Consider the following 20,713-nt stretch of genomic DNA (forward strand, 5'->3'; position numbering starts at 1 on the left):
CCATGGCACTGTTACTGTTCGTCCTGCTGATTTCACTGTTCATTCTTGGCGTCCCCATCGCCTTCTCGCTGGGCTTGGCCTCGGCCATTACCGTCTGGCACGGCGACCTGATGCCGATGCTGATCGTCGCCCAGCAGATGCTGGCCTCGGTCAATTCCTTTCCGTTGATGGCGATCCCGTTCTTCATCCTGGCGGGCTACCTGATGCAGGGTGGCGGCATCTCCAAGCGCCTGGTCGACTTTTCCAACACCCTGGTGGGCAGCATGACCGGCGGCCTGGCCATGGTGGCCATCGTCACGTCGCTGTTCTTCGCGGCGATCTCCGGCTCCGGCGCCGCCACCACCGCCGCGATCGGTGCCATCCTGATTCCCGCCATGCTGTCCAAGGGCTATCCCGGTGGCTACGCCGCCGCCAACCAGGCCGCCTCCGGCGCCCTCGGCGTGATCATCCCGCCCAGCATCCCGCTGATTCTCTACGGCATCGCCGCCAACGTCTCGGTGGGCGACATGTTCATCGCCGGTATTCTGCCGGGCATCCTGGTGACCCTCACCCTGCTGGTGTTTGCCTACTTCTTTGCCCGTGCCAATGGACTTGGCGGCGGAGAAAAAAGCTCGCTCGGCGACGTCTTTCGCGCCGGTAAAAAGGCGATTCTGGCCATCCTGATGCCGGTGATCATCCTCGGTGGCATCTATGGGGGTGTCTTTACGCCCACCGAAGCCGCCGTCATCGCGGTCGCCTACTCCTTCGTCATCGGCACCCTGATCTACCGAGAGATCAAGTTCGCAAGCCTGGTAGGCATCCTCAAGCAATCCGCCGTGACCACCGCGGTGGTGCTCAGCATCATCGGCGCCGCCGGGCTCTATGGGCGCATCCTGCAAAGCCTGCGGGTCCCCGACATGATCTCGGACTTCGTGATCTCGGCCATCGACAGCCCGCTTCTGTTCATCCTGCTGGCGAACCTGTTGCTGCTTCTGGCCGGCATGTTCATCGAGGCCGCCGCCGCCATCCTGATCTTCGTGCCGATCCTGCTGCCGATCGCGGTGAGCTACGGCTTCGACCCGATCCACTTCGGCATCATCATGGTGGTCAACCTGGCCATGGGCATGTTCACCCCGCCGGTCGGGCTCAACCTCTTCGTCGCCTCCCAGATCACCAACATCGGCATCGCTCGTCTGACCTGGGCGGTCATGCCCTTTGTCGCGATCGTGCTCGCCAACCTTCTGATCATCAGCCTGCTGCCGGTGTTGTCCACCTGGCTGCCGTCGCTGTGACCCCACACAAGGAGAACACCATGAACGTCGTTGAAAGCCTCACCCCGCGCCAGGGACTGCGCGTGCTGGTCACCGCCGGCGCCTCCGGCATCGGCCTGGCCATCGCCAAGGCCTTCGTCCAGGCCGGCGCCAGGGTCCACGTCTGCGACATCGACAGCGAGGCCCTGGCCGCCCTGCCAGACGGCATCACCCATACCCGTTGCGACGTCAGCCGCGAAGACGAGGTCGCCCGCCTGTTCGATGACGCCCGCGCACTCGGCGGTCTCGATGTGGTGGTCAACAACGCCGGGATCGCCGGCCCCACTGCGGGCATCGACGAGATCGATCACGCAAGCTGGACCCAGACCATCGACATCAACCTGAACGGCCAGTACCGCGTCGCCCACCGCGCCGCGCCGCTGCTGCGCGAAAGCCAGGGACTGCTGGTCAACCTGGCCTCGGTGGCCGGACGGCTTGGCTTCGCCTACCGCACGCCCTACGCCGCGAGCAAGTGGGCGGTGGTCGGCCTGACCAAGAGCCTGGCCTGCGAGCTCGGCCCGGACGGCGTGCGGGTCAATGCCATCCTCCCGGGCATCGTGCGCGGGCCACGAATCGAGAAGGTGATCGAGGACCGTGCCGCCAAGCGCGGCATCAGCTACGCCGAGATGGAAACGGAGAACCTGTCGAAGATCTCCATGCGTCGCATGGTAGAGCCCACCGATATCGCCGCCATGGCACTGTTCCTGGCGGCGCCGGGGGGCACCAACATCAGCGGCCAGGCACTCAGCGTCTGCGCCAACGTCGAATCCCTGTGACCACGGAAGCCTCCTTATGACCAGACCCGTAGGTATTCTCGGCGCCGGCCTGATCGGCCGCGCCTGGGCCATCGTGTTCGCCCGAGCCGGCATCGACGTGCGCCTGCATGACGCCGCAGACGAGGCGCTCGAGCGGGCCCGCGACGCCATCGCCACCTCCCTCGACGACCTCCACCAGGCGGGGCTGATCGAGGACCCGGAGCGGGCGATGTCGCGTATCCGCTACGACAGCGACCTGGCATCGGCCATGGCCGGGGTCGGCTACGTGCAGGAGTGCGGGCCGGAAGATGTCGAGACCAAGCGGCGCATCTACAGTGACCTTGAAGCCGTGGTGGCCAAGGACACCGTGCTGGCCAGCTCGACCTCCGGTATCGCCGCTTCGCGCTTCACCGATCACCTCCATCATCCTGACCGTTGCCTGGTGGCCCATCCGGTCAATCCGCCCTACCTGATCCCGCTGGTGGAAGTGGTGCCGGCGCCGGCCACCGGGCAAGCCGCGGTGGCGTCCACCATGGCGCTGCTGGAGCAGGCCCGGCAGACACCGATCCTGGTCAACAAGGAAGTCCCTGGCTTCGTGCTCAATCGCCTGCAAGGCGCCTTGCTCAACGAGGCGCTGAGACTGTTCGCAGACGGGGTGTGCTCCGCCGAGGATCTGGACAAGACGGTCAAGCACGGGCTGGGCCTGCGCTGGTCGTTCATGGGGCCCTTCGAGACCATCGACCTCAATGCGCCCGATGGCGTGGTCGACTATGGCAACCGCTATGGGCCGCTGTATCGCGACGTCGACCGCGAGCGCGGTGACGACGATCCCTGGCAAACCACGACCCTGGCGGCACTCGACCAGCAGCGCCGTCAACAACTGCCGGCCCAGCGCCTGGGCGAGCGACAGGCCTGGCGCGACCGACGCCTGATGGCGCTGATCGCCCACCAGCAGACGCTGACAAACGATTGACCCGGGCCAACGACGGACCCAGACCAGCCACTGTCCCACCTTACCCGCCTATCCATCATTCAAGGACCCGACCCATGGCAAAGCAACGCAAGGTCATCATCACCTGCGCGGTCACCGGCGCGATCCACACCCCGTCCATGTCGCCGCACCTGCCGGTCACCCCGGAAGAGATCGCCGAGGCAGGCATCGCCGCCGCCGAGGCCGGCGCCTCGATTCTGCACCTGCATGCGCGTGATCCCGACAACGGCAAGCCGACCCAGGACCCGGCCATGTTCGAGCGCTTCCTGCCCCGCATCAAGGACGCCTGCGACGCGGTCATCAACCTCACCACCGGTGGCAGTCCGCACATGACGGTGGAGGAGCGCATGCGCCCGGCCATGGAGTTCAAGCCCGAGCTTGCCTCCATGAACATGGGCTCGATCAACTTCGGGCTGTTCCCGATGCTCGACCGCTACGCGTCGCTTGAGCACCAGTGGGAGCGTGAGCACCTGGAGAACAGTCGCGACCTGGTGTTCAAGAACACCTTCGCCGACATCGAGAAGGCGATGACCCTGGGCGCCGAGAACGGTACCCGTTTCGAGTGCGAGTGCTACGACATCGGACACCTCTATTCCCTGCGCAACCTGCTCGACCGCGGCGTCATCGGCGGCCGCGTGTTCGTCCAGAGCGTGTTCGGCATCCTCGGTGGCATCGGTCCTCACCCGGAGGACGTGATCCACATGCGGCGCACCGCGGACCGGCTGTTCGGCGACGCCTACGAGTGGTCGGTGCTGGGCGCCGGCAGCAGCCAGATGCGCATCGCCGCCCAGGCCGCCGCCATGGGGGGACACGTGAGGGTCGGGCTCGAGGATTCGCTGTGGCTGGGCCCGGGCAAGCTGGCCGAGACCAACGCAAGCCAGGTCGCCAAGGTGCGCGAGATCCTCGAGGGTCTGTCGTTTGAGGTAGCGACCCCGGACGAAGCGCGTCAGATGCTGGGACTCAAGGGCGCCGACCAGGTCGGCTTCTAGGGAGACGGACGATGACCCTGTATCGACTCGGGGGCGAGGCCCCCGATATCGCCGCCAGCGCACTGGTGTTCGACGAGGCCACGCTGATCGGCGACGTACGCCTGGGTGAGCGCGTCAGCGTGTGGCCCGGGGCCGTGCTTCGTGGCGACAATGCGCCTATCGTGGTGGGAGACGACAGCAACCTGCAGGACGGCTGTGTGGTTCACTCGGACCCCGGCTATCCGGTTACCATGGGACGCCAGGTCACGGTGGGTCACCTGGCCATACTGCACGGCTGCCGCATCGGCGATGACGTGCTGGTGGGAATGAATGCCACGGTACTCAACGGTGCCGACATCGGTGATCGATGTATCATCGGCGCCGGCGCGCTCGTCACCTCGGGCAAGCGCTTTCCCCCTGGCTCGTTGATCATCGGCAGTCCAGCCAAGGTGGTCAGAGAACTGACCGAGGACGAGATACAGTCGGTGCGCGACAATGCCCGCGTCTACACCGACAAGATCGCCGCCTATGCGTCTCTGGAGCCTGTCGAGCCGGCGTGATCGCCGGCCATTTCTGCCACCCGACACGACATGACTCGATGAAAAAGAAATCCGTCACCTCACACGATGTCGCCCGTCTTGCCGGGGTCTCGCAGTCTGCCGTCAGCCGGACCTTTTCGCCGGATGCCAAGGTGTCGGACAAGACCCGCAAGAAGGTCATGGAAGCGGCGCGGCAACTGGGCTATCGGCCCAACACCATCGCCCGCTCTCTGATCACGCGATCGAGTCGCACCATCGCGGTGGTCGTCTACAGCCTCGAGAATCCCTTCTACAGCTATATGCTGGAAAAGGCGTCCCGCTTCTTCAAGCAGCAGGGTTACCACCTGCTGCTGTTCTCGGCGTCCAGCAGCGACGGCTTCGATGACGTGCTCGACGACATCCTGAGAAGCCAGGTCGAAGGCATCCTGATGCTGGCGATTACCCTCAATGACGACCAGGCGGCTCTGGTCTGCGACTACGGCATTCCGGTGGTAATCATCAACCGTACGGTCGACTACGCGGGCATCAGCCAGGTCGCCTGTGACAACTTCCAGGGCGGCTACTGGGCGGGCCGCCACCTGGTCTCGCTGGGCCATCGCCGCATCGCCTACCTGTCTGGCCTGGTCGATTCCTCCACCGACATCCAGCGTCGCGCTGGCTTTGTCGAGGGCCTGGCCTCCATGGGGGCAGCCCTTCACGACAGCGGCATCGGCCACTACCAATACACCAGCGCCTGCCAGGCCACCCGTCTGCTGTTCGCCAGCACCACCCCACCCGACGCCCTGTTTGCCGCCAACGACCTGATGGCCATCGCCGCCATGGAAGTCATCCAGAGCGAGTTCTGCCTCAAGGTGCCCGAGGACGTCTCGGTCATCGGTTTCGACGACGTGCCCATGGCCGCCTGGCCGAGCCACTCGCTGACGACCCTGCAGCAGCCGGTACAGACCATGATCATGCGTGCCACCGAGTTGCTGCTGGCCCAGATCGACCAACCGGACACCCCACCACAGCAGATCACCCTGCCGGTCACGCCGATGCTGCGCGGCAGCGTCAGGCGGCCTTCAGGCGACGTCAACGACACCTAGTGAAGCGACGACCCTCTCGCCATCCGCCGACGCATGCGTGAGCATGCGCCGGCGAATGAGCCAGCGCCTATTCCACCTCGAGCTGTCCATGGTCGATCAATCGATCGAGGAAGGCGTCGCTGGATGCTCCGCCCATGCGCACGCCGGCCAGGACGATAAACTGATCGGCGCCGGCGCCGTGTGCGCCGATACCACCTTCGGACTTGACCGCGATGACGGTATCGTCACCCTCCTGACGGGCGTGCAGGAAGTCCGACACCTGGTGGTCACGGGCGTCATCGAGCAGATCAGACAGATCGAGCCGGTCTGCCTCAGGGTTGCGGGCGGTGTTGCCCAGGGTGAAGTCCTTGATCTCGTCTTCTGCAGGCCTGCGCACACTGCCCGCATCCCCCGCCTCGTAGCCAAAGGTGTCGGCGCCAAAGCCGCCCCACATCACGTCGCCACCGCGACCGCCGATCAGCACGTCGTCACCACCACCGCCGATCAGCACATCGCGCCCCCCTTGCCCAAGCAGGGTGTCGTTGCCGCCATCGACACGGTCTGTATCCATCAGCTCCCGGTAGTGGTCCTGGATATAGGCAATGATCTCTGCGTCGCTCGCCTCGGCGCCATTGCCATGGTGAACCGACCACTTGAGGTACTCGGTCAGCCCTTCGTAGCCGAGGCCGTCGTGGCTGCCGGCGGCAAAGCTCTCGTTGGTATCGCCGTCTCTCCAGCGGAGGTGGTCGGAGTTGACGGTGTCGCCAAACAGAATATCGGCCTTCACCCCGCCGGCAAGCACATCGTCACCGAGCACCTCGAGCGGTGCGTCGGGGCCACCCTGCGCCAGCGCGGCGTTCAGTACCTCCTGGGTGTTGACGATGACCGACTCACCGGCGAGTGACGTCCACTCGGTGCCGTCCTGCAGGGTGATGGTGCGAGCCCCCTGGGTCTCGGTATTGTCGAAGATGTCCAGATAGTCCTTGCGCAGCAGACCCGCAGGATCCGGCTCCCCCGCGACCTCTTCACCGATGCCGAAGGTATGCACCTCGGACAGCCGACCGAGTTGAAGGAACTGTTGATACGCCTTTTGGACAGGGGTAAAGGCCCCCGCCACATCGCTCTCCACGATGTGTCCACCCTCCCGGTAGGAGGTTGGGAGACCATCGGTCAGGAACATGGTCAGCGACCTGTCACCTTCATCTTCCTTTGCGACATGGTATTTTCTGGCGGCGGAGAGGGCTGCCTGATAGTTGGTGGAGCCCTGGGCGGCCGCACCGTTGACGTAAGCGATAAGGCCAGCCACGTTATGTTCGTTCAGACCATCGACCGCTCTGGGTGAATGCGCCTTGTCGTCAAAACGCACCACTTGTACGTCGACATTTCCGTCGTGACCCGCCAGACGTGTGAGCAACAGATTGACGTTCTGCTGCAATAGCTGTAGCCGAGTCAGACCATCGGTGCCGGACGGCTGGCGCATGCTGCCGGACTCGTCGATCAGGATCGAGATGTTGTAGTCGACACCTGACGCAATCAATCCCTGCTTGCCGCCCAGGTCGCCGATCAGGACGTCATCACCCGGGCCGGTCGACCCATGATTGTCCCCGTTGTCACCGACATAGAGTTCGCCATCTTCCCGGCCCGCCATCACATCGACCGTCAGTGACGCCGAGGTGATATCACCGTCGCCATCGGTGCCGGTGTAGTCGATCACTGCGTCACCGGCGAAGCCCTGGTGCGGGACGAAGGTCAGGGTGCTGTCGGGGTTGATGGTGACGCTGCCGACGCCAGCACCACCCTGAACGCTGGCCCTGATGACACCGCCCGGGCCATCGGCACCATGCTCATCGTTGGCCAGCACATCCACACGCACCGGCGTGCCGCTGGCGGTGGTGGCACTGTCGTCATGGGCGATTCCGCTGTCGTCATCGATGATGATCTGCACAGCTCCGTCAGCGCTGTCGCCGTCCCCATCGGTGACGGTGTAGCCCACCGTGAACTTGATATCGTCTTCAAACCTGCTGCTGCGGTGGTCCAGCGGACCCTCGACAAACAACTTGTAATAGGGGCCCGTTGCAGGGCCATGCAGTATCCAGATAACGCGGTCACCGTTGTCGTCGAAACCTTCCAGCGAACGACCGTTACCACTGAGCTGCCAATTGATCGGGACGCCGCCGGAGGTCAGTGCCGGCAGCCCGGCGGTGTGCCAGGTGAAGGAGCTCACGCCGTCGTTACCGACGTCATAGTTCAAACGAGCGGCGGTAAAGCTTTGGCAAGTCAAGGCGTCCCCTACGCCACCTCGAATGCCGCCGGGCAGGCCCTCTTCGTCAACCACCGACCTGATCAGACCGGCGGTCGGGGTATGGTCGTGTGGACTGTCGATCGAGGTGTAGGTGCTCGCATTGTCTGTTTCGGAATCGGTATTCATGACAGTCTCCTGTCCTTGGGTGGGTCGAAATTCGCGTATGACTCCTTGAAGCTAGGCGGTCGATACCGACCTCGACACTGGACTGGTGGCCACCACTTTTCGCCCCATTACTCCTCGATATCTTGCGCCAAACGCGACTTTCATAAAAAACCGACACTTGCGAATCAGCAAAAAACCACTTCGCACAAAAAGCCACGCGAAAGAAAATTCACGAAATCTCTTACCGACTGATACATAACAACTTTATGTTTTTCCACCGATTTTAATACATGAGATTCCGGCATCGAAAAACTCGAAACAGCACAGTTCTGTAGGCCGGATAAACGCCGGCGCTGCCATGGCTTATAAAAGCCAACAGACCACCTTGTAAGTCAACGCCACCTTTTGGAACATTGATCGTTAAATATTGATCACACGACAGGAAAAACATCCATCGATCATCGAGACGTCGAGGCAGAATTTCAGCTGACTTATCGACAAAAAAGATGCAAAAAATATCGCGATAGCCGACAAGACATCACCCAGCCAAAGGCCGGGTGATTGAAGGGGATCTTCGCAGGAGTGATCCACCGCTTACTCCACTCTCTACTCCACTCTCTACTCCACTGCCTACTCCACCAGCAGCGCGACCTCATGGCCGATGCGCTCCAGGGTGGTGTCGCCGGCACCGGCGCCGTTCAGGGCCAGCGCTTGTTCGCTGTCTGCGCCGCTGTCACTGCTGCCACCACTGCCGCCGCCACTGCCGCCTGCCGACGCGGGGCCTACGCTGTCTGTCTGGTCCTGTTCCGGCGGCAGCCAGGCCGCTACCTCCTCGTCGCTCTCGTCATCGAGCAATTCCGACAGCGCCAGCCGGCCCGCCTGGGCAGCGATTTCCTCGCCTGTCACAAGCACACCCGTGTCGCCAATGGCAGAGGCACTGACGTCAGCATCCGCTGGCGCTGGCGCCACGTTGACTTTATCGACACTGTAAGCGCTATCGTATTCGCTATCAGCAACAGTTACCCAGACGCGCGTTTCACTGATAAAGCCCCCGTCGTACAAGAACGTCACCGTATGATCGGGATTGATCGTCACCTGGCCACCATCACCGCTGGAGACTCTCACCTCCAGGGAACCGTAGCCATCGCCGCCGAAGTTCACCAAATCGAGGGTCACCGGAATGCCGCTATAAAAGGTAAAGCCTTCCAGATCAGCAGTGATCACAGGCGTGTCGTCATCTACCGTCAGCCGGAGTTGTCCTTCAGCAGTATCGCCGTCACCGTCGGTAATGACGTAGCCGACCGCGACATTGATATCAATCTCCCCAAAGCCACCTTTGTGGTCCAACGGACGATACAGCTCGACGCGGTAGTCGCCGCTGTCGATATCGGTCATCTCGATGCCAATCACAGTATTACCGTCGCTATCGGAGGCCAGGAGGCTGTGGCCGGAGCTACCGAGTGACCAGGCCAGGGGGCGTCCTTGCGACGTTAAAGACGGCATGCCTTCTGTCGTCCAGCGGAAGCTGCCACGCCCTCCCTCACCGAAGTCATAGCCCAGCGAACCGGTCACCACGGTCTGCTCACCGGGAACGTCATTGAAACCGCCGGGGTTGCCGCCGAGGCCATCCTCATCGACGACGGCCTCGGCCACCATGGTGGCGGGGTCGCCATCGGTTTCCGGGGTCGTCGGTCTGGTGGGGTCGCCACCCGTCACATCGATAGAGAGCGTCGCCTCGCTGCTGTCACCGTCGTTGTCGCTGCTGCTGTAGTCGATCTCCGCCACGCCGGAGAAGCTCGGGTTGGGTATGAAGGTCACGGTGTCATCGGCATTGACCGTGATGCTGCCGACCCCTGCCCCTCCCTGAAGGCCAAACCCGCCGATACTCCCCGGCCCATCGGCGCCATATTTATCGTTGGTGGACACATCCACGGTAATCGGGGTGTCACTGTCGGTACTGGCGCTATCATCGCTGGCGCTGCCGGCGTCGTCGTCGACAAAGAGCAGGAAGACACCCTCGGCACGGTCCCCGTCGCGATCGGTGACGGTATAGCCAACCTCTAAGGCGCGGTTATCCTCTACAACATAAGACAACGAGGGGGACGGCTCGTGATCCAACGGCTGGAACAGCGCCACTCGATAGCTACCGCTGGCAACATCGGTCAATTGCACCGAGATCACCCGGTCGCCACTGCTATCTACGCCTACCAGCGAACGCCCGTTACCGCTTAACTGCCAGGTCACCGGATCTCCGCCGGTCGTCAGCGTCGGCAGATCGTCGCTATGCCAGGTAAAACCACCCTGACCGTTATTTCCGAAGTTGTAGCCCAGCAAGCCGGTGGCGACGGTGCGTTCGGTGGCAACATCCCCATCTCCTCCCGGGATACCGCCTGGCAGCCCGTCTTCGTCGACGAAGGTCCTGACAGGGACAGTGTTCGGATCGTCATCGGTTTCCGGGGTAGTCGGGATGTCATCGGTTTCGACGTCCACGACAAGCGTGCCGGTACTGATGTCACCGTCGCCGTCCATTGCGTCATAGTGAACACGCGCAACGCCAGAGAAAGACGAATCGGATTCAAAGGTCAAGGTACTGTTAGGGTGGATCTTGAGGGTGCCGACGCCGTCGGCGCCACCCTGAATGCGGGCGCCGACAAGACGTCCCGGCCCATCGGCGCCGAACTCATCATTGGCCAGCACATCCACCCTGACCCGGTCACCGCTCACGGTGCTGACACTGTCATCGTTGGCGCGAACGCTGTCGTCATTCACGCTGACATTGAGCACGCCTTGCGCAGCCTCGCCGTCACGATCGGTGATCACGTAGCCCAGCGCCATGTCGATACTGTCCTCGCTCATGGCATCATCGTGATCAAGCGGTCGGAGCAGTGACACGCGATACTCTGCGTTGAGAATATCGATGATTCTGACGCGCAGGACGTCATTGCCCTCGGTATCGGAGGCCGTCACGGTATGGCCGGTGGCATTGAGCGACCAGCTCAATGGGCGGCCTTGTGACGTCAAGGAGGGCAGACCGTCGGTGCTCCAGCGGAAGGTTCCACGCCCATCAGAGCCAAAGTCATAGCCCAGCGAGCCGGTCACGACGGTCAGCTCGCCTGGCGCATCACCCGGACCACCGGCAACACCACCGGCCAGGCCGTCCTCGTCGACAACCGCCGTGGCGGGTCCGGTGGCTGGATCGTCATCGGTCTCCGGGGTGGTAGGACGATCCGTGCCCTGGTCGACACTGACGCTGAGCTGTCCAGCGGTAATGTCGCCGTCTGCGTCGCTGCCGGTGTAATCAATCAGCGCGGTGCCGCTAAAGCTTGCCTGTGGCACAAAGGTCAACACGCCAGCGCTGGTTAGCGTGACGCTGCCGACATCCGCGCCTCCCTGGACACTGGCAGCGATCACCCGTCCCGGGCCATCGGCGCCGTGGTCGTCGTTGGCCAGCACGTCCACTTCGACCGCTGTCGCGCGATCGGTGCGCGCACTGTCGTCGTTGGCACGACCACGGTCATCATCCACGGTCACGCGCAGCACACCCTCAGCAGTGTCACCGTCAGCGTCGCTGACGCTGTAGCCCACGACGAAGTTGAGGTCGTCCTCGACCCTGGCGTTGGCGTGGTCCAGCGGCCTTGCCACTGCCACCTTGTAGCTGCCGGTCGCCTGATCGACAAGCTGAACCGAGATGGCCCTATCGCCATTGCTGTCAAACCCCACCAGCGAACGACCGTTACCGTTGAGCCGCCAGGTCACCGGATCACCGCCGCTGGTCAGCGACGGCAGGCCGTCGGTGCTCCAGCGAAAGTCTCCCTGGCCATCGCTGCCGAAGTCATAGCCCAGCACGCCCGTCGCGACCGTGAGTTCGGTGGGCGCATCCCTGACACCGCCGTGGATGCCGCCCGCCAGGCCATCCTCGTCGACCACGGCCTTGGCGGGGTTGGACAGGGGGTCGCCGTCGGTCTCCGGAGTGATGGGAATACCGGCATCATCGCTCTTGACCACAACGCGGAGCTGTGCACTGCGGGTATCACCGTCGGCATCGCTCGCGGTGTAGTCGATCAGCGCACTCCCTGAGAAGTCAGGGTGGGGGATAAAGGTCAGGGTGCTGTCGGGATTGATGGTGACGTTGCCAACCGCTGCCCCACCGCGCACGCTGGCGGAGACGAGACCACCCAGGCCATCAGCGCCGTACTGGTCGTTGGCCAGCACGTCCACGCTGATCGGGCTGGCCTTGTCAGTAGTGGTGCTGTCATCGACCAGCAGCATACTATCGTCATCCACGCTGATCCTTAGCTGGCCCTGGGCAGTGTCGCCGTTGCCGTCGGTGATCATGTAGCGAACGGTCAGATCGATATTGTCCTCGAGGCTGGCATCGTCGTGGTCAAGCGGCCGGTGCAGCTCGACACGATAGAGCCCCTGCTCGAGATCGGTGATGCGGACGCTGATCACCTCGTTGCCAAGCGCATCCACGCCCGTCACCTCATGCCCGGTACCGTTGACCAACCAGCTCAACGGGCTACCCTGTGAGCTCAGCGCCGGCAGGCCATCGGTGACCCAGTGGAAGGGAAACAGCCACGGGCCATCCTTGCCGAAGTCATTGCCCAACGATCCGGTGACAACCCTGGCCTCTCCGGCCACGTCCCCCGGGCCGCCGGCGATGCCACCGGCGAGGCCTTCCTCGTCGAGCACGGCCCGGGCCGAGACGGTGGCAGGGTCGCCATCGCTCAGCGGCGTGATCGGTACATTGTTGCCAGAGGCGCCGACACTGACCTCGACACGTCCGCCGGTCTCATCGCCATCACCGTCAGTGTATCCGAGCTGCAACAAGGCCTTGCCGTGGAACTCGGGATGCGGCGTGAAGGTGGCATAAAAATCACCCTCTTCGTGGCTGACCTGGCCAACGCTATCGCCGCCGACGACCTCGGCGCGAAAGTTGGCGACCCGCTCGAAGTCGGCGCCGATAAGGATGTCATCCCGCAGATCAAACCTGACCGGGGTATCGGTGCCAGTGAAGTACCATCCCCTGTACCCACCACCACGGGGACTGTCGTCGTCCACCAGGATGTCCAGCGAGCCTTGCGCACTATCGCCGTTGCCATCGGTGATGACGTAGCCGACGCTGAAGGTGATGTCGTCTTCCAGGTAGGGGTCGCTGTGATCCAGTCCCTTTAGCAGTTCAACTTTGAAGATGCCCGGCTCCAGGCCCAGGAGCTTTATACTGATCACGTCTACCTGGTCATAGTAGCCGAAAATATTGAGACCGCGGGCCTTGCCGATCAGGCTGTTACCAGCGGCGTTGAGCGACCAGGTCACAGGCTCACCATTCGCACTCAATTCGGGCAAGCCATCGGTGGACCAGCGGAAGCTGCCAGGCCCAGCCTCTCCAAAGTCGTAGCCCAGAAAACCGTCGTAATAGGCTTGGTAGTATCCGATATCGCCGGAACCACCTTCCAGGCCAGTCATTTCATAGGCATACAAGTAAAGCCGGTCCTCATCGACGATGGCGGTGGGCGCCACGTTCTCAGGATCACCGTCGCTGTCCGGGGTGGTGGGGCCGCCGGCGTCGCCACCTTCGACGACGACGCTGAGTGTGGCGGCGGCGGTGTCACCGTCGGCGTCACTGACGACGTAATCGATCAGCACCTCTCTGCCGAAAAGCTCCGGGTGAGGCACGAAGGTCAGGCTGTTGTCGGGGTTGATCGTGATGCTGCCGACCGCTGGCCCGCCGAGCACGCTGGCGTCGATGATGCCCCCAGGGCCATCGGCGCCCAGCCCGTCGTTGTCCAGCACCGCTACCCTGATCGCCGTGTCGACGGCGATTGTGGCGCTATCGTCTCGGGCCACCAGGCTGTCGTCGTCCACCACGATGTCAAGCCTGCCGGCGGCAACGTCTCCGCCACCGTCGGTGACGGTATAGCCCACCTCGATAGAGAGGTCGTCCTCGATGCCCGAAATGACATGATCCAGCGGCTTGTCCAGCGTCACCTTGTAGCGGCCGGTCACCACGTCGACAAGCTGCACCGCGATGACCCTGCCGCCACCGCTGTCGACGCCCAGCAGCGAACGGCCATTGCCGCTTAGCCGCCAGCTCACCGGATCGCCACCGGAGGTCAGTATCGGCAGGCCATCGGTGTGCCAGCGGAAGCCACCCGGACCATCATTGCCGAAGTCGTAGCCCAGCGATCCGATGGTCACGCGACTCTGGGTAGCCGTGTCGCCGGCCCCCCCGGCGATACCGCCTGCCAGGCCATCCTCGTCGACCACCGCCTTGGGCGACCGGGTGTCGGGGTCGCCATCGGTCAGTGGCGTGATCAGCCCGTCAGGATTGACGGCCGCAACAGACACGGTGAGGGTGCCGACGGGGAAGTCACCGTCGCCATCGGAGCGGGCGTAGTCGATAAGCGCATCGCCGGAGAATCCCACAGCGGGAACAAAGGTCAGGGTGCCATCGGGATTGATCGACACGGTGCCCACAGCGTCGCCGCCCTGAACGCTTGCCTGCATGACCTTGCGTACGCCCTCGGCGCCGATCTCGTCGTTGCTCAGCACGTCCACGATGACCGGGGTGGCACTGAGGGTGGCGGCGCTATCGCTGTTGGCGCGGCCGGCGTCGTCATTGACACGGATCTCGAGTACGCCTTCAGCCGTGTCGCCGTCACCATCGGTAACGACATAGTCGATCACAAAGTCGACATTGTCCTCGATGCTTGGATCCGAGTGATCCAGCGGCTGGAACAGCTCGAAGCGATATTCACCCGTCGTGATATCGACAAGTTCAAGCCTGAATACCGAGCCGAACTGCTCGTCCTTGGCAATCAAGGTCCGTCCATTATTCACCAGTGACAGGCGCGGCACTTCCCCTCTCACCTCCACATCTACCAAATAGGAGCTACGAATCCAGGAGAAACCAGCAACCCCAGCGTCGCCAGCGTCATAACCCAGGAAACCGGTGGCGACCGTTGACTCGCCGGCGATATCGCCGATACCGCCAGCAATGCCGCCGGGCAGACCCTCCTCATCGACGACGACCCTGGCCGGTTGGGTGTCGGGGTCGTCGTCGGTTTCCGGAGTGGACCGCGTCGTCGAGGCAGCGTCGCGGACATTGACGGTCAGACCTCCTTGGGTGGTGTCACCATCGCCATCGCTGCTGGTGTAATCGATCAGGGCATCGCCCAGAAAGTCCGGGTGAGGCACGAAGGACAAGCGGCCATCGCCCCGGACCGTGACGCTACCGACATCGGCTCCCCCTTGAACGCTGGCCGCGACAACCCCACCCGAACCGTCGGCACCGAGAACGTCGTTAGCCAGCACGTCGACGATGACCTGGGTGTCCTTGGACGTGGAAGCCCTGTCGTCGTTGGCGCGAGGAGCGTCATCATTGACCGTGACCTCGAGCACGCCGAAAGCGCTGTTGCCAGAGACGTCGACGACGACATAGCCCAACTCGAAGTGAATACTGTCATCGTTGCCAGCGCCTGAGTGATCCAGTGCGGCAATCTGGTCGCGGTCAGCAAAGTGTCTAACGTCAGGCAACCGTACCTCATAGCTGCCGGAGGCTAAGTCGGTAAGCACCACCTCGATGACCGCATACTCCTCCTGGGCGTCACTATCGTAGGCAACCCCACGCACCCTGTGGCTACTAGCGTCAATCAACCATGACACCGGATAGCCGTCGGCGGTCAGACGCGGCAAACTGGCGACATCCCAACCGAAGCTGCTCACCCGTTGATTTTCGTAGCCAGTTTCTTCCGAGCAATCGCTGCCGAGGTCATAGCCCAGCGACCCGGCCGCCACGACCGTTTCGCCTGTGCCTGAGCCGCTGGCACTGCCGTAGTAAGAGGCGGCTTCATCGACGATAGCGTGGGCCGGTTCGGTGGCAGGATCATCATCGGTCTCCGGGGTGGTCGCCACCTCGCTGTTCTCACATTCTCGGATATCGAAGTGGGCCTCGATGTTCACCCGGTCGCCGTCACCATCGATGACAACGATCTGAAACTCGAACGATCCCTCGGCATCGGGGTCGGCCTTGAACACCCAATATTCCAAGTTGACGGCGAGCAGGCCTTTGTCGGTGTCGATCATCGCCCCCAGTGGATATTCGGTGTCGTCACCGGGCAGGCTGACAAAGACGCGGTCGAGGCCTTCTTTGCCAGCATCCATCCTCCAGCGATCGACGACAAAGTTCCCCGGAACGACCGAACTGGGAGTATCGATGCCGTTGTACCCCGAGTAGGTGGGTGGCGCTACATCAACCACATTGATGTCGACCCAGGCCTTCTCTTCCCTGCCCTCGTTGTCGGTGGCGATGAAAGGAAACGATAACGACAGAATGTCGTCGAAATCAGGCCCGGTATGGTCCAGTTTCCGATTCACCGAAACAGTGACCAACTCGTCGTCGTCAGTCACTTGCAGGATCAACAGGGCTCGACTCGGATCCTCGTTCAGCAAACTCTCCTCGAACAGCATCAATCGCTGCCCGTCGGGTGAAATCCGAAACCCCACTGGCTCACCGTCCGCCGTCAGTTCGGGGAGGTCAGGAGCCACCCAGCGATAGGGCTCATTGCTGGCAGGATCTCTGTTGTATCCAAAGTCGTGGTTCAGCCTGAAGCTATAACTCCCACCGCCATCGGTGACAGAGAGAAGGACAGCGGGCTCCACGCCGCGGGTATTCATCAGCGCAGTGGCGCTGGCATTGGCTCTTTCAGTGTCGGTATTCATGGGAGTGTCCTCGCCGCCGGTTGGTGGCGGCAAACAACGAAAACAAGGCAACAAGCACGGTGTGATTCCTGCGTCTGCCTTAAACCTAGGCACTGATTTTCGCTCTCGACACTGGACTGACGAACATCATTATCACTCGAAGCCTCGTTGTTTTCCGACATCAAAAATTTCTTTTTTATAAAACAGATAATTGCGCGTCAGAAAACGCCTCAGCCACCAATTCACACTTTGTGATAAAAAACTCACAAATTTTTAAATGATTGATAATTCGACATTTTACTTTATAAATAAATACCAAGGTCGCTGCCATCAAGCGACTACACAATCGATTAAGCACAATTTTGCATGCTTATTCCACGCCTCAGGCAACGATGACTGCGAACAATCACACAAAACACTCTAGATTTTACGTCACGATTTTCTTCCCTTGTCAGTTCGACAACTGAAAAAACAAAAACCACGCTTCCATCTTTCCATAAGCGAGTACACGCCGACCTTTACGCACGTCGCTATAACGCCATAACAAAAAATTATCACCTTTTGATAAAAACCCCGATTGGCCGAATTCAAGTGCTGATGTTGTGGGTCGAGATCACCGCCCGAAGAACAGCCGATAGTTGCTGCGCTTGCAGGGTGCAGTGCACGGCCCTGTCGCTGGGAGGGGGCTGGGAGAGAGGGCTGGGAGAGAGGGCTGGGAGAGAGGGCTGGGAGAGAGGGCTGGGAGAGAGGGCTGGGAGAGAGGGCTGGGAGCGCTCGTAGCGATGCGAGATAGCCGAGGCGTCTCGTACTCGAGGGAGGCTCGTCGCTATGCAAAAAACATCACCCGGCCAAGGGCCGGGTGATCGAAGGGGACTTTCGCTGGAGTGATCCACCACTTGCTCCACGGCCTATTCGACCGCTTGCTCCACTCTCTACTCCACTGCCTACTCCACCAGCAGTGCGGCCTCCTGGCCGATGCGCTCCAGGGTGGTGTCGCCGGCACCGGCGACGCTCAGGGCCAGCGCTTGTTCGCTGTCTGCGCCGCTGTCACTGCCGCCACAGCGCCATTGGGATGATCAGCCCAGCAGCCTTCGAAGCTCGAATGATCGCATAGACCGGTGTCCACTTTTGTTGGGCAAGATCAGGAAGCACCCGCCTGGCGATGGAGCCCAGGCCGTTATGCCTTTCGGGGGATGGCGCTCTCCCACCTCACTCGCCACACTGCGACCACGCCCGAGCAACACACCAATGCTGCACATCCTGGCACCACCCGACGGATACCGGGAAGACATCAGGCGCCAGACAGCGTCCTGCTTCAGTGATCACATGTCTCCCCTGGCACCGCGGCTCTCTTCTTTCCCTGGGCCCGACACATGGAGTGGAAAATGAGGACTTCCATCGCTGCGACAATGCTGACCGTGGCCCTGTCGGCAGGCCTGTTGGCGGCCAAGGCCCCCATCGCCATGGCCAGCACGCTGTCCCGGGCGGTGGCGGAAAACGACCATCGCCAACCGGCCATTCCCCACCCCCAGCAGCAGGCTGCGGCCGCCCAGGCACTGGCGGACTTCGAGGCCCGCGCGGGCCAGAAGCCTAATATCCTGCTGTTTATCGTCGATGACCTGGGCTACGGCGACCCCGGCGCCTTCGGTGGCGGCGAGGCCGTCGGCGCCCCCACCCCGCATATGGACCGGCTGGCCGATGAAGGCCTGATGCTGACGTCGACCTATTCGCAGTACACCTGCACGCCCACACGTGCGGCCATCTTTACCGGCCGTCTGCCGGTACGCACCGGCCTGATCCGCCCGATCCTTGCCGGCGACAGCGTCAGCGTGAATCCATGGGAAGGCGAGACGTCCATTGCCAGGCTGCTGTCGAACCAGGGCTACTACAGTCTGCTGGTGGGCAAGTGGCATATCGGGGAAGAAGAAGGCATGCGCCCCCACGATGTGGGCTTCGACGAGTTCTACGGCTACTATCGCGCGCAGAAGGAATACACCCAGCGCTTCGATGAGCGTCGCTATCCCGACCTGGTACTGGATGACGACAAGCTTGAGCGCTACGACCGGATCAAGGCCGATGACAACCTGATCCATGGCCTCGCCGACGGCACCACCGAGGTGGTCAGCCAGGTCAGCTCCATCGAGGACATGGCCGAGGGTGACGCCCGACTCAGGGACTACACCGTCGACAGCATCCAGCGGCTGTCGCAGCAGGACGCGCCCTTTTTCATCACCCACGCCTTCATGAAGGTGCACGCCGACAACTGGCCATCGGAGGCGTTTCGCGGCGCCAGTCCATCGAAGTATCCCTACAAGGACGCCGTCGTCGAGGTCGACAGCTATATCGGTGACATCGTTCAGGCGCTGGATGACAGCGGCGAGCTGGAGGACACCTTCATCTTCGTCACCTCGGACAATGGGCCCCAGATGGATAGCTGGCCGGACAGCGGCTACACCCCCTTCCGTGGCGCCAAGGGCACCACCTGGGAAGGCGGCGTGCGGGTCCCGGGCATCGCCTACTGGAAGGGCATGATCCCGCCCGGCCAGCGCTCCGACGGCCTGTTCGATCTGATGGACCTGTTCAATACCTTCGCCACCCTGGGCGGCGCCGAAGACGGCATCCCTCAGGACCGCTACATCGACGGCATCGACCAGACGTCCTTCCTGCTTACCGAGAACGGTCAGTCCCACCGCGAGCAGGTCTACATGTGGCTGGGCAACCAGTTCACCGCCCTGCGCATGCGTGAGTACAAGATGCATACCGCTGTGGTGCGCGCCGACGATGGCCTGCGCTGGATCGACATGGCGACGGTGGAAAGGACCGCCCTGGCCCCTTGGCTGTTCAATCTCTACATCGACCCCAAGGAACAGATGACCGTCGGCCACCGACGCAACGCCTGGCAGGCGTCCATGGTGGCCGAAGCCGGCGCCCATCGCGCCACCTTCGAGAAATTCCCGGCCAAGAACATCGGACTGGAGTAGCCCGGGCGCCGAGCTCAAGGCCCGCAGCGCCCCTCGCAGGACTCGTCTCTGCCAGGTCGACAGACGGTGAAGACCGTGGAGCCGACGACGTCCGCGCTTTCTCGAGGCGACTTGCCTACTCTGAGGCTGTCGCCGCACGGTGCTTGAGCAGGCTGATACCCGTCACCGCGCCGAGAATCAGCAGCATGCCCCCGACCTGAGGCAGGGTCAGGCTCTCGTCCAGCACGAACAGCCCGAACAAGGTCGCGGTGACCGGTTCGACCATGGCGACGATGGAGGCCATGGTCGGCAGCGTATAGCGCACGCCGACAACGTAGCAGAAGAACGACAGCGCGCCGCCCAGCACACCGACCAGCAGAAACAGCGAAACGTCAGCGGACGCCGGCACCGAGGCCAGCGTCGAGAAATCCGCCAGCGGCAGGATCAACAGGGCGGCGGTGGCCAGCGCCATCGGCAGCGCCGCCGTGGCCGAGCCATGCAATGCCGCAAAGCGAAAGCCGAAGATGAAGAAGGCGTAACCGACGCCTGCCAGCAAACCGGCGGCGATGCCGAACGGCGTCACCACCCCGGCGTCGGCGCGATAGATGCCGGTCAACAGCACGATACCGCCCATCACCACCGCCATGGCCAGCCACTGCACCAGTGACGGACGCTCGGCCCCTGTGATGAAGGACACGACGAACACGAAGATCGGCGCGCTGTACATCAGGGTCGCCGCCACCGCCACACTGCTCTCGCTGATGCTGATGAAGTAAAAAGTGAAGTTGGCGGCGATACCGCACCCGGCGAGCATCGCCCACATCACCATCCGGCGGTTGACCGTCGGTCGCCCGCGCCGCCACCAGGACAGCGCCAGCCACACGAGCATCACACCCACCCCCACCAGCGCCCGCCAGAAGGACACCGCCTCAGGCGTCCAGTCGCGCTGCAACAGCAGGCTGCCGAAACCACCGGCGAGCCCCCACTGCAGCGATGCCAGCATCACCAATAACGTCCCTGTCATTGCCATGACATGCCCT

The 20,713-nt window shown here is 62.6% G+C and carries 10 protein-coding genes; 7 read left to right on the forward strand and 3 right to left on the reverse strand.

The window, feature by feature from the left end; all coding sequences use genetic code 11:
• Nucleotides 1-2 precede the first annotated feature (2 nt).
• From KUV74_RS05850 to KUV74_RS05875, 6 genes are all read left to right on the forward strand, one after another.
• Entirely contained in the window at nt 3-1,271 is a 1,269-nt protein-coding gene (locus tag KUV74_RS05850) for a TRAP transporter large permease (RefSeq protein ID WP_045992526.1), read from the forward strand.
• A gap of 20 nt (nt 1,272-1,291) precedes the next feature.
• Nucleotides 1,292-2,065: an SDR family oxidoreductase gene (locus tag KUV74_RS05855; RefSeq protein ID WP_108133687.1), complete on the forward strand. Its 774-nt coding sequence runs from the start codon at nt 1,292-1,294 to the stop codon at nt 2,063-2,065.
• A gap of 16 nt (nt 2,066-2,081) precedes the next feature.
• Entirely contained in the window at nt 2,082-3,017 is a 936-nt protein-coding gene (locus KUV74_RS05860; RefSeq protein WP_222515868.1) for a 3-hydroxyacyl-CoA dehydrogenase, read from the forward strand.
• Nucleotides 3,018-3,091: 74 nt separating this feature from the next.
• Entirely contained in the window at nt 3,092-4,024 is a 933-nt protein-coding gene (locus KUV74_RS05865) for a 3-keto-5-aminohexanoate cleavage protein (RefSeq protein ID WP_045992523.1), read from the forward strand.
• Between the two features lie 11 nt (nt 4,025-4,035).
• On the forward strand, nt 4,036-4,563 hold the full coding sequence (locus KUV74_RS05870; RefSeq protein WP_045992522.1) for a gamma carbonic anhydrase family protein: 528 nt from the start codon (nt 4,036-4,038) through the stop codon (nt 4,561-4,563).
• A gap of 38 nt (nt 4,564-4,601) precedes the next feature.
• Complete coding sequence (locus KUV74_RS05875) at nt 4,602-5,627, forward strand: LacI family DNA-binding transcriptional regulator (RefSeq protein ID WP_045992521.1); 1,026 nt, start codon at nt 4,602-4,604, stop codon at nt 5,625-5,627.
• Nucleotides 5,628-5,694: 67 nt separating this feature from the next.
• On the opposite strand, the gene KUV74_RS05880 is transcribed toward KUV74_RS05875, so the two are convergent.
• Nucleotides 5,695-8,034 carry a type I secretion C-terminal target domain-containing protein gene (locus KUV74_RS05880; RefSeq protein ID WP_222515869.1) on the reverse strand — a complete coding sequence of 780 codons (2,340 nt, stop codon included), beginning with the start codon at nt 8,032-8,034 and terminating at the stop codon, nt 5,695-5,697.
• Nucleotides 8,035-8,643: 609 nt separating this feature from the next.
• Nucleotides 8,644-16,734: an Ig-like domain-containing protein gene (locus KUV74_RS05885; RefSeq protein ID WP_222515870.1), complete on the reverse strand. Its 8,091-nt coding sequence runs from the start codon at nt 16,732-16,734 to the stop codon at nt 8,644-8,646.
• Nucleotides 16,735-18,098: 1,364 nt separating this feature from the next.
• On the opposite strand from KUV74_RS05885, the gene KUV74_RS05890 reads away from it, so the two are divergent.
• The gene (locus KUV74_RS05890) at nt 18,099-19,694 is read left to right on the forward strand and encodes an arylsulfatase (protein WP_222515871.1); all 1,596 of its coding nucleotides are present in this window, start codon (nt 18,099-18,101) and stop codon (nt 19,692-19,694) included.
• A gap of 115 nt (nt 19,695-19,809) precedes the next feature.
• On the opposite strand, the gene KUV74_RS05895 is transcribed toward KUV74_RS05890, so the two are convergent.
• A complete protein-coding gene (locus tag KUV74_RS05895; RefSeq protein ID WP_045992517.1) occupies nt 19,810-20,703 on the reverse strand; it encodes a DMT family transporter in 894 nt (297 codons plus the stop codon).
• Between the last annotated feature and the right edge of the window lie 10 nt (nt 20,704-20,713).

The sequence above is a fragment of the Halomonas sp. DP1Y21-3 genome (assembly GCF_019801245.1).
GTDB classification, from domain to species: domain Bacteria; phylum Pseudomonadota; class Gammaproteobacteria; order Pseudomonadales; family Halomonadaceae; genus Halomonas; species Halomonas litopenaei.

Bases quoted from the DNA above. Each gene is read 5' to 3' on its own strand.
- KUV74_RS05850 (WP_045992526.1), top strand. From the start codon at position 3: ATGGCACTGTTACTGTTCGTCCTGCTGATTTCACTGTTCATTCTTGGC.
- KUV74_RS05855 (WP_108133687.1), top strand. From the start codon at position 1,292: ATGAACGTCGTTGAAAGCCTCACCCCGCGCCAGGGACTGCGCGTGCTG.
- KUV74_RS05860 (WP_222515868.1), top strand. From the start codon at position 2,082: ATGACCAGACCCGTAGGTATTCTCGGCGCCGGCCTGATCGGCCGCGCC.
- KUV74_RS05865 (WP_045992523.1), top strand. From the start codon at position 3,092: ATGGCAAAGCAACGCAAGGTCATCATCACCTGCGCGGTCACCGGCGCG.
- KUV74_RS05870 (WP_045992522.1), top strand. From the start codon at position 4,036: ATGACCCTGTATCGACTCGGGGGCGAGGCCCCCGATATCGCCGCCAGC.
- KUV74_RS05875 (WP_045992521.1), top strand. From the start codon at position 4,602: ATGAAAAAGAAATCCGTCACCTCACACGATGTCGCCCGTCTTGCCGGG.
- KUV74_RS05880 (WP_222515869.1), bottom strand. From the start codon at position 8,034: ATGAATACCGATTCCGAAACAGACAATGCGAGCACCTACACCTCGATC.
- KUV74_RS05885 (WP_222515870.1), bottom strand. From the start codon at position 16,734: ATGAATACCGACACTGAAAGAGCCAATGCCAGCGCCACTGCGCTGATG.
- KUV74_RS05890 (WP_222515871.1), top strand. From the start codon at position 18,099: ATGAGGACTTCCATCGCTGCGACAATGCTGACCGTGGCCCTGTCGGCA.
- KUV74_RS05895 (WP_045992517.1), bottom strand. From the start codon at position 20,703: ATGGCAATGACAGGGACGTTATTGGTGATGCTGGCATCGCTGCAGTGG.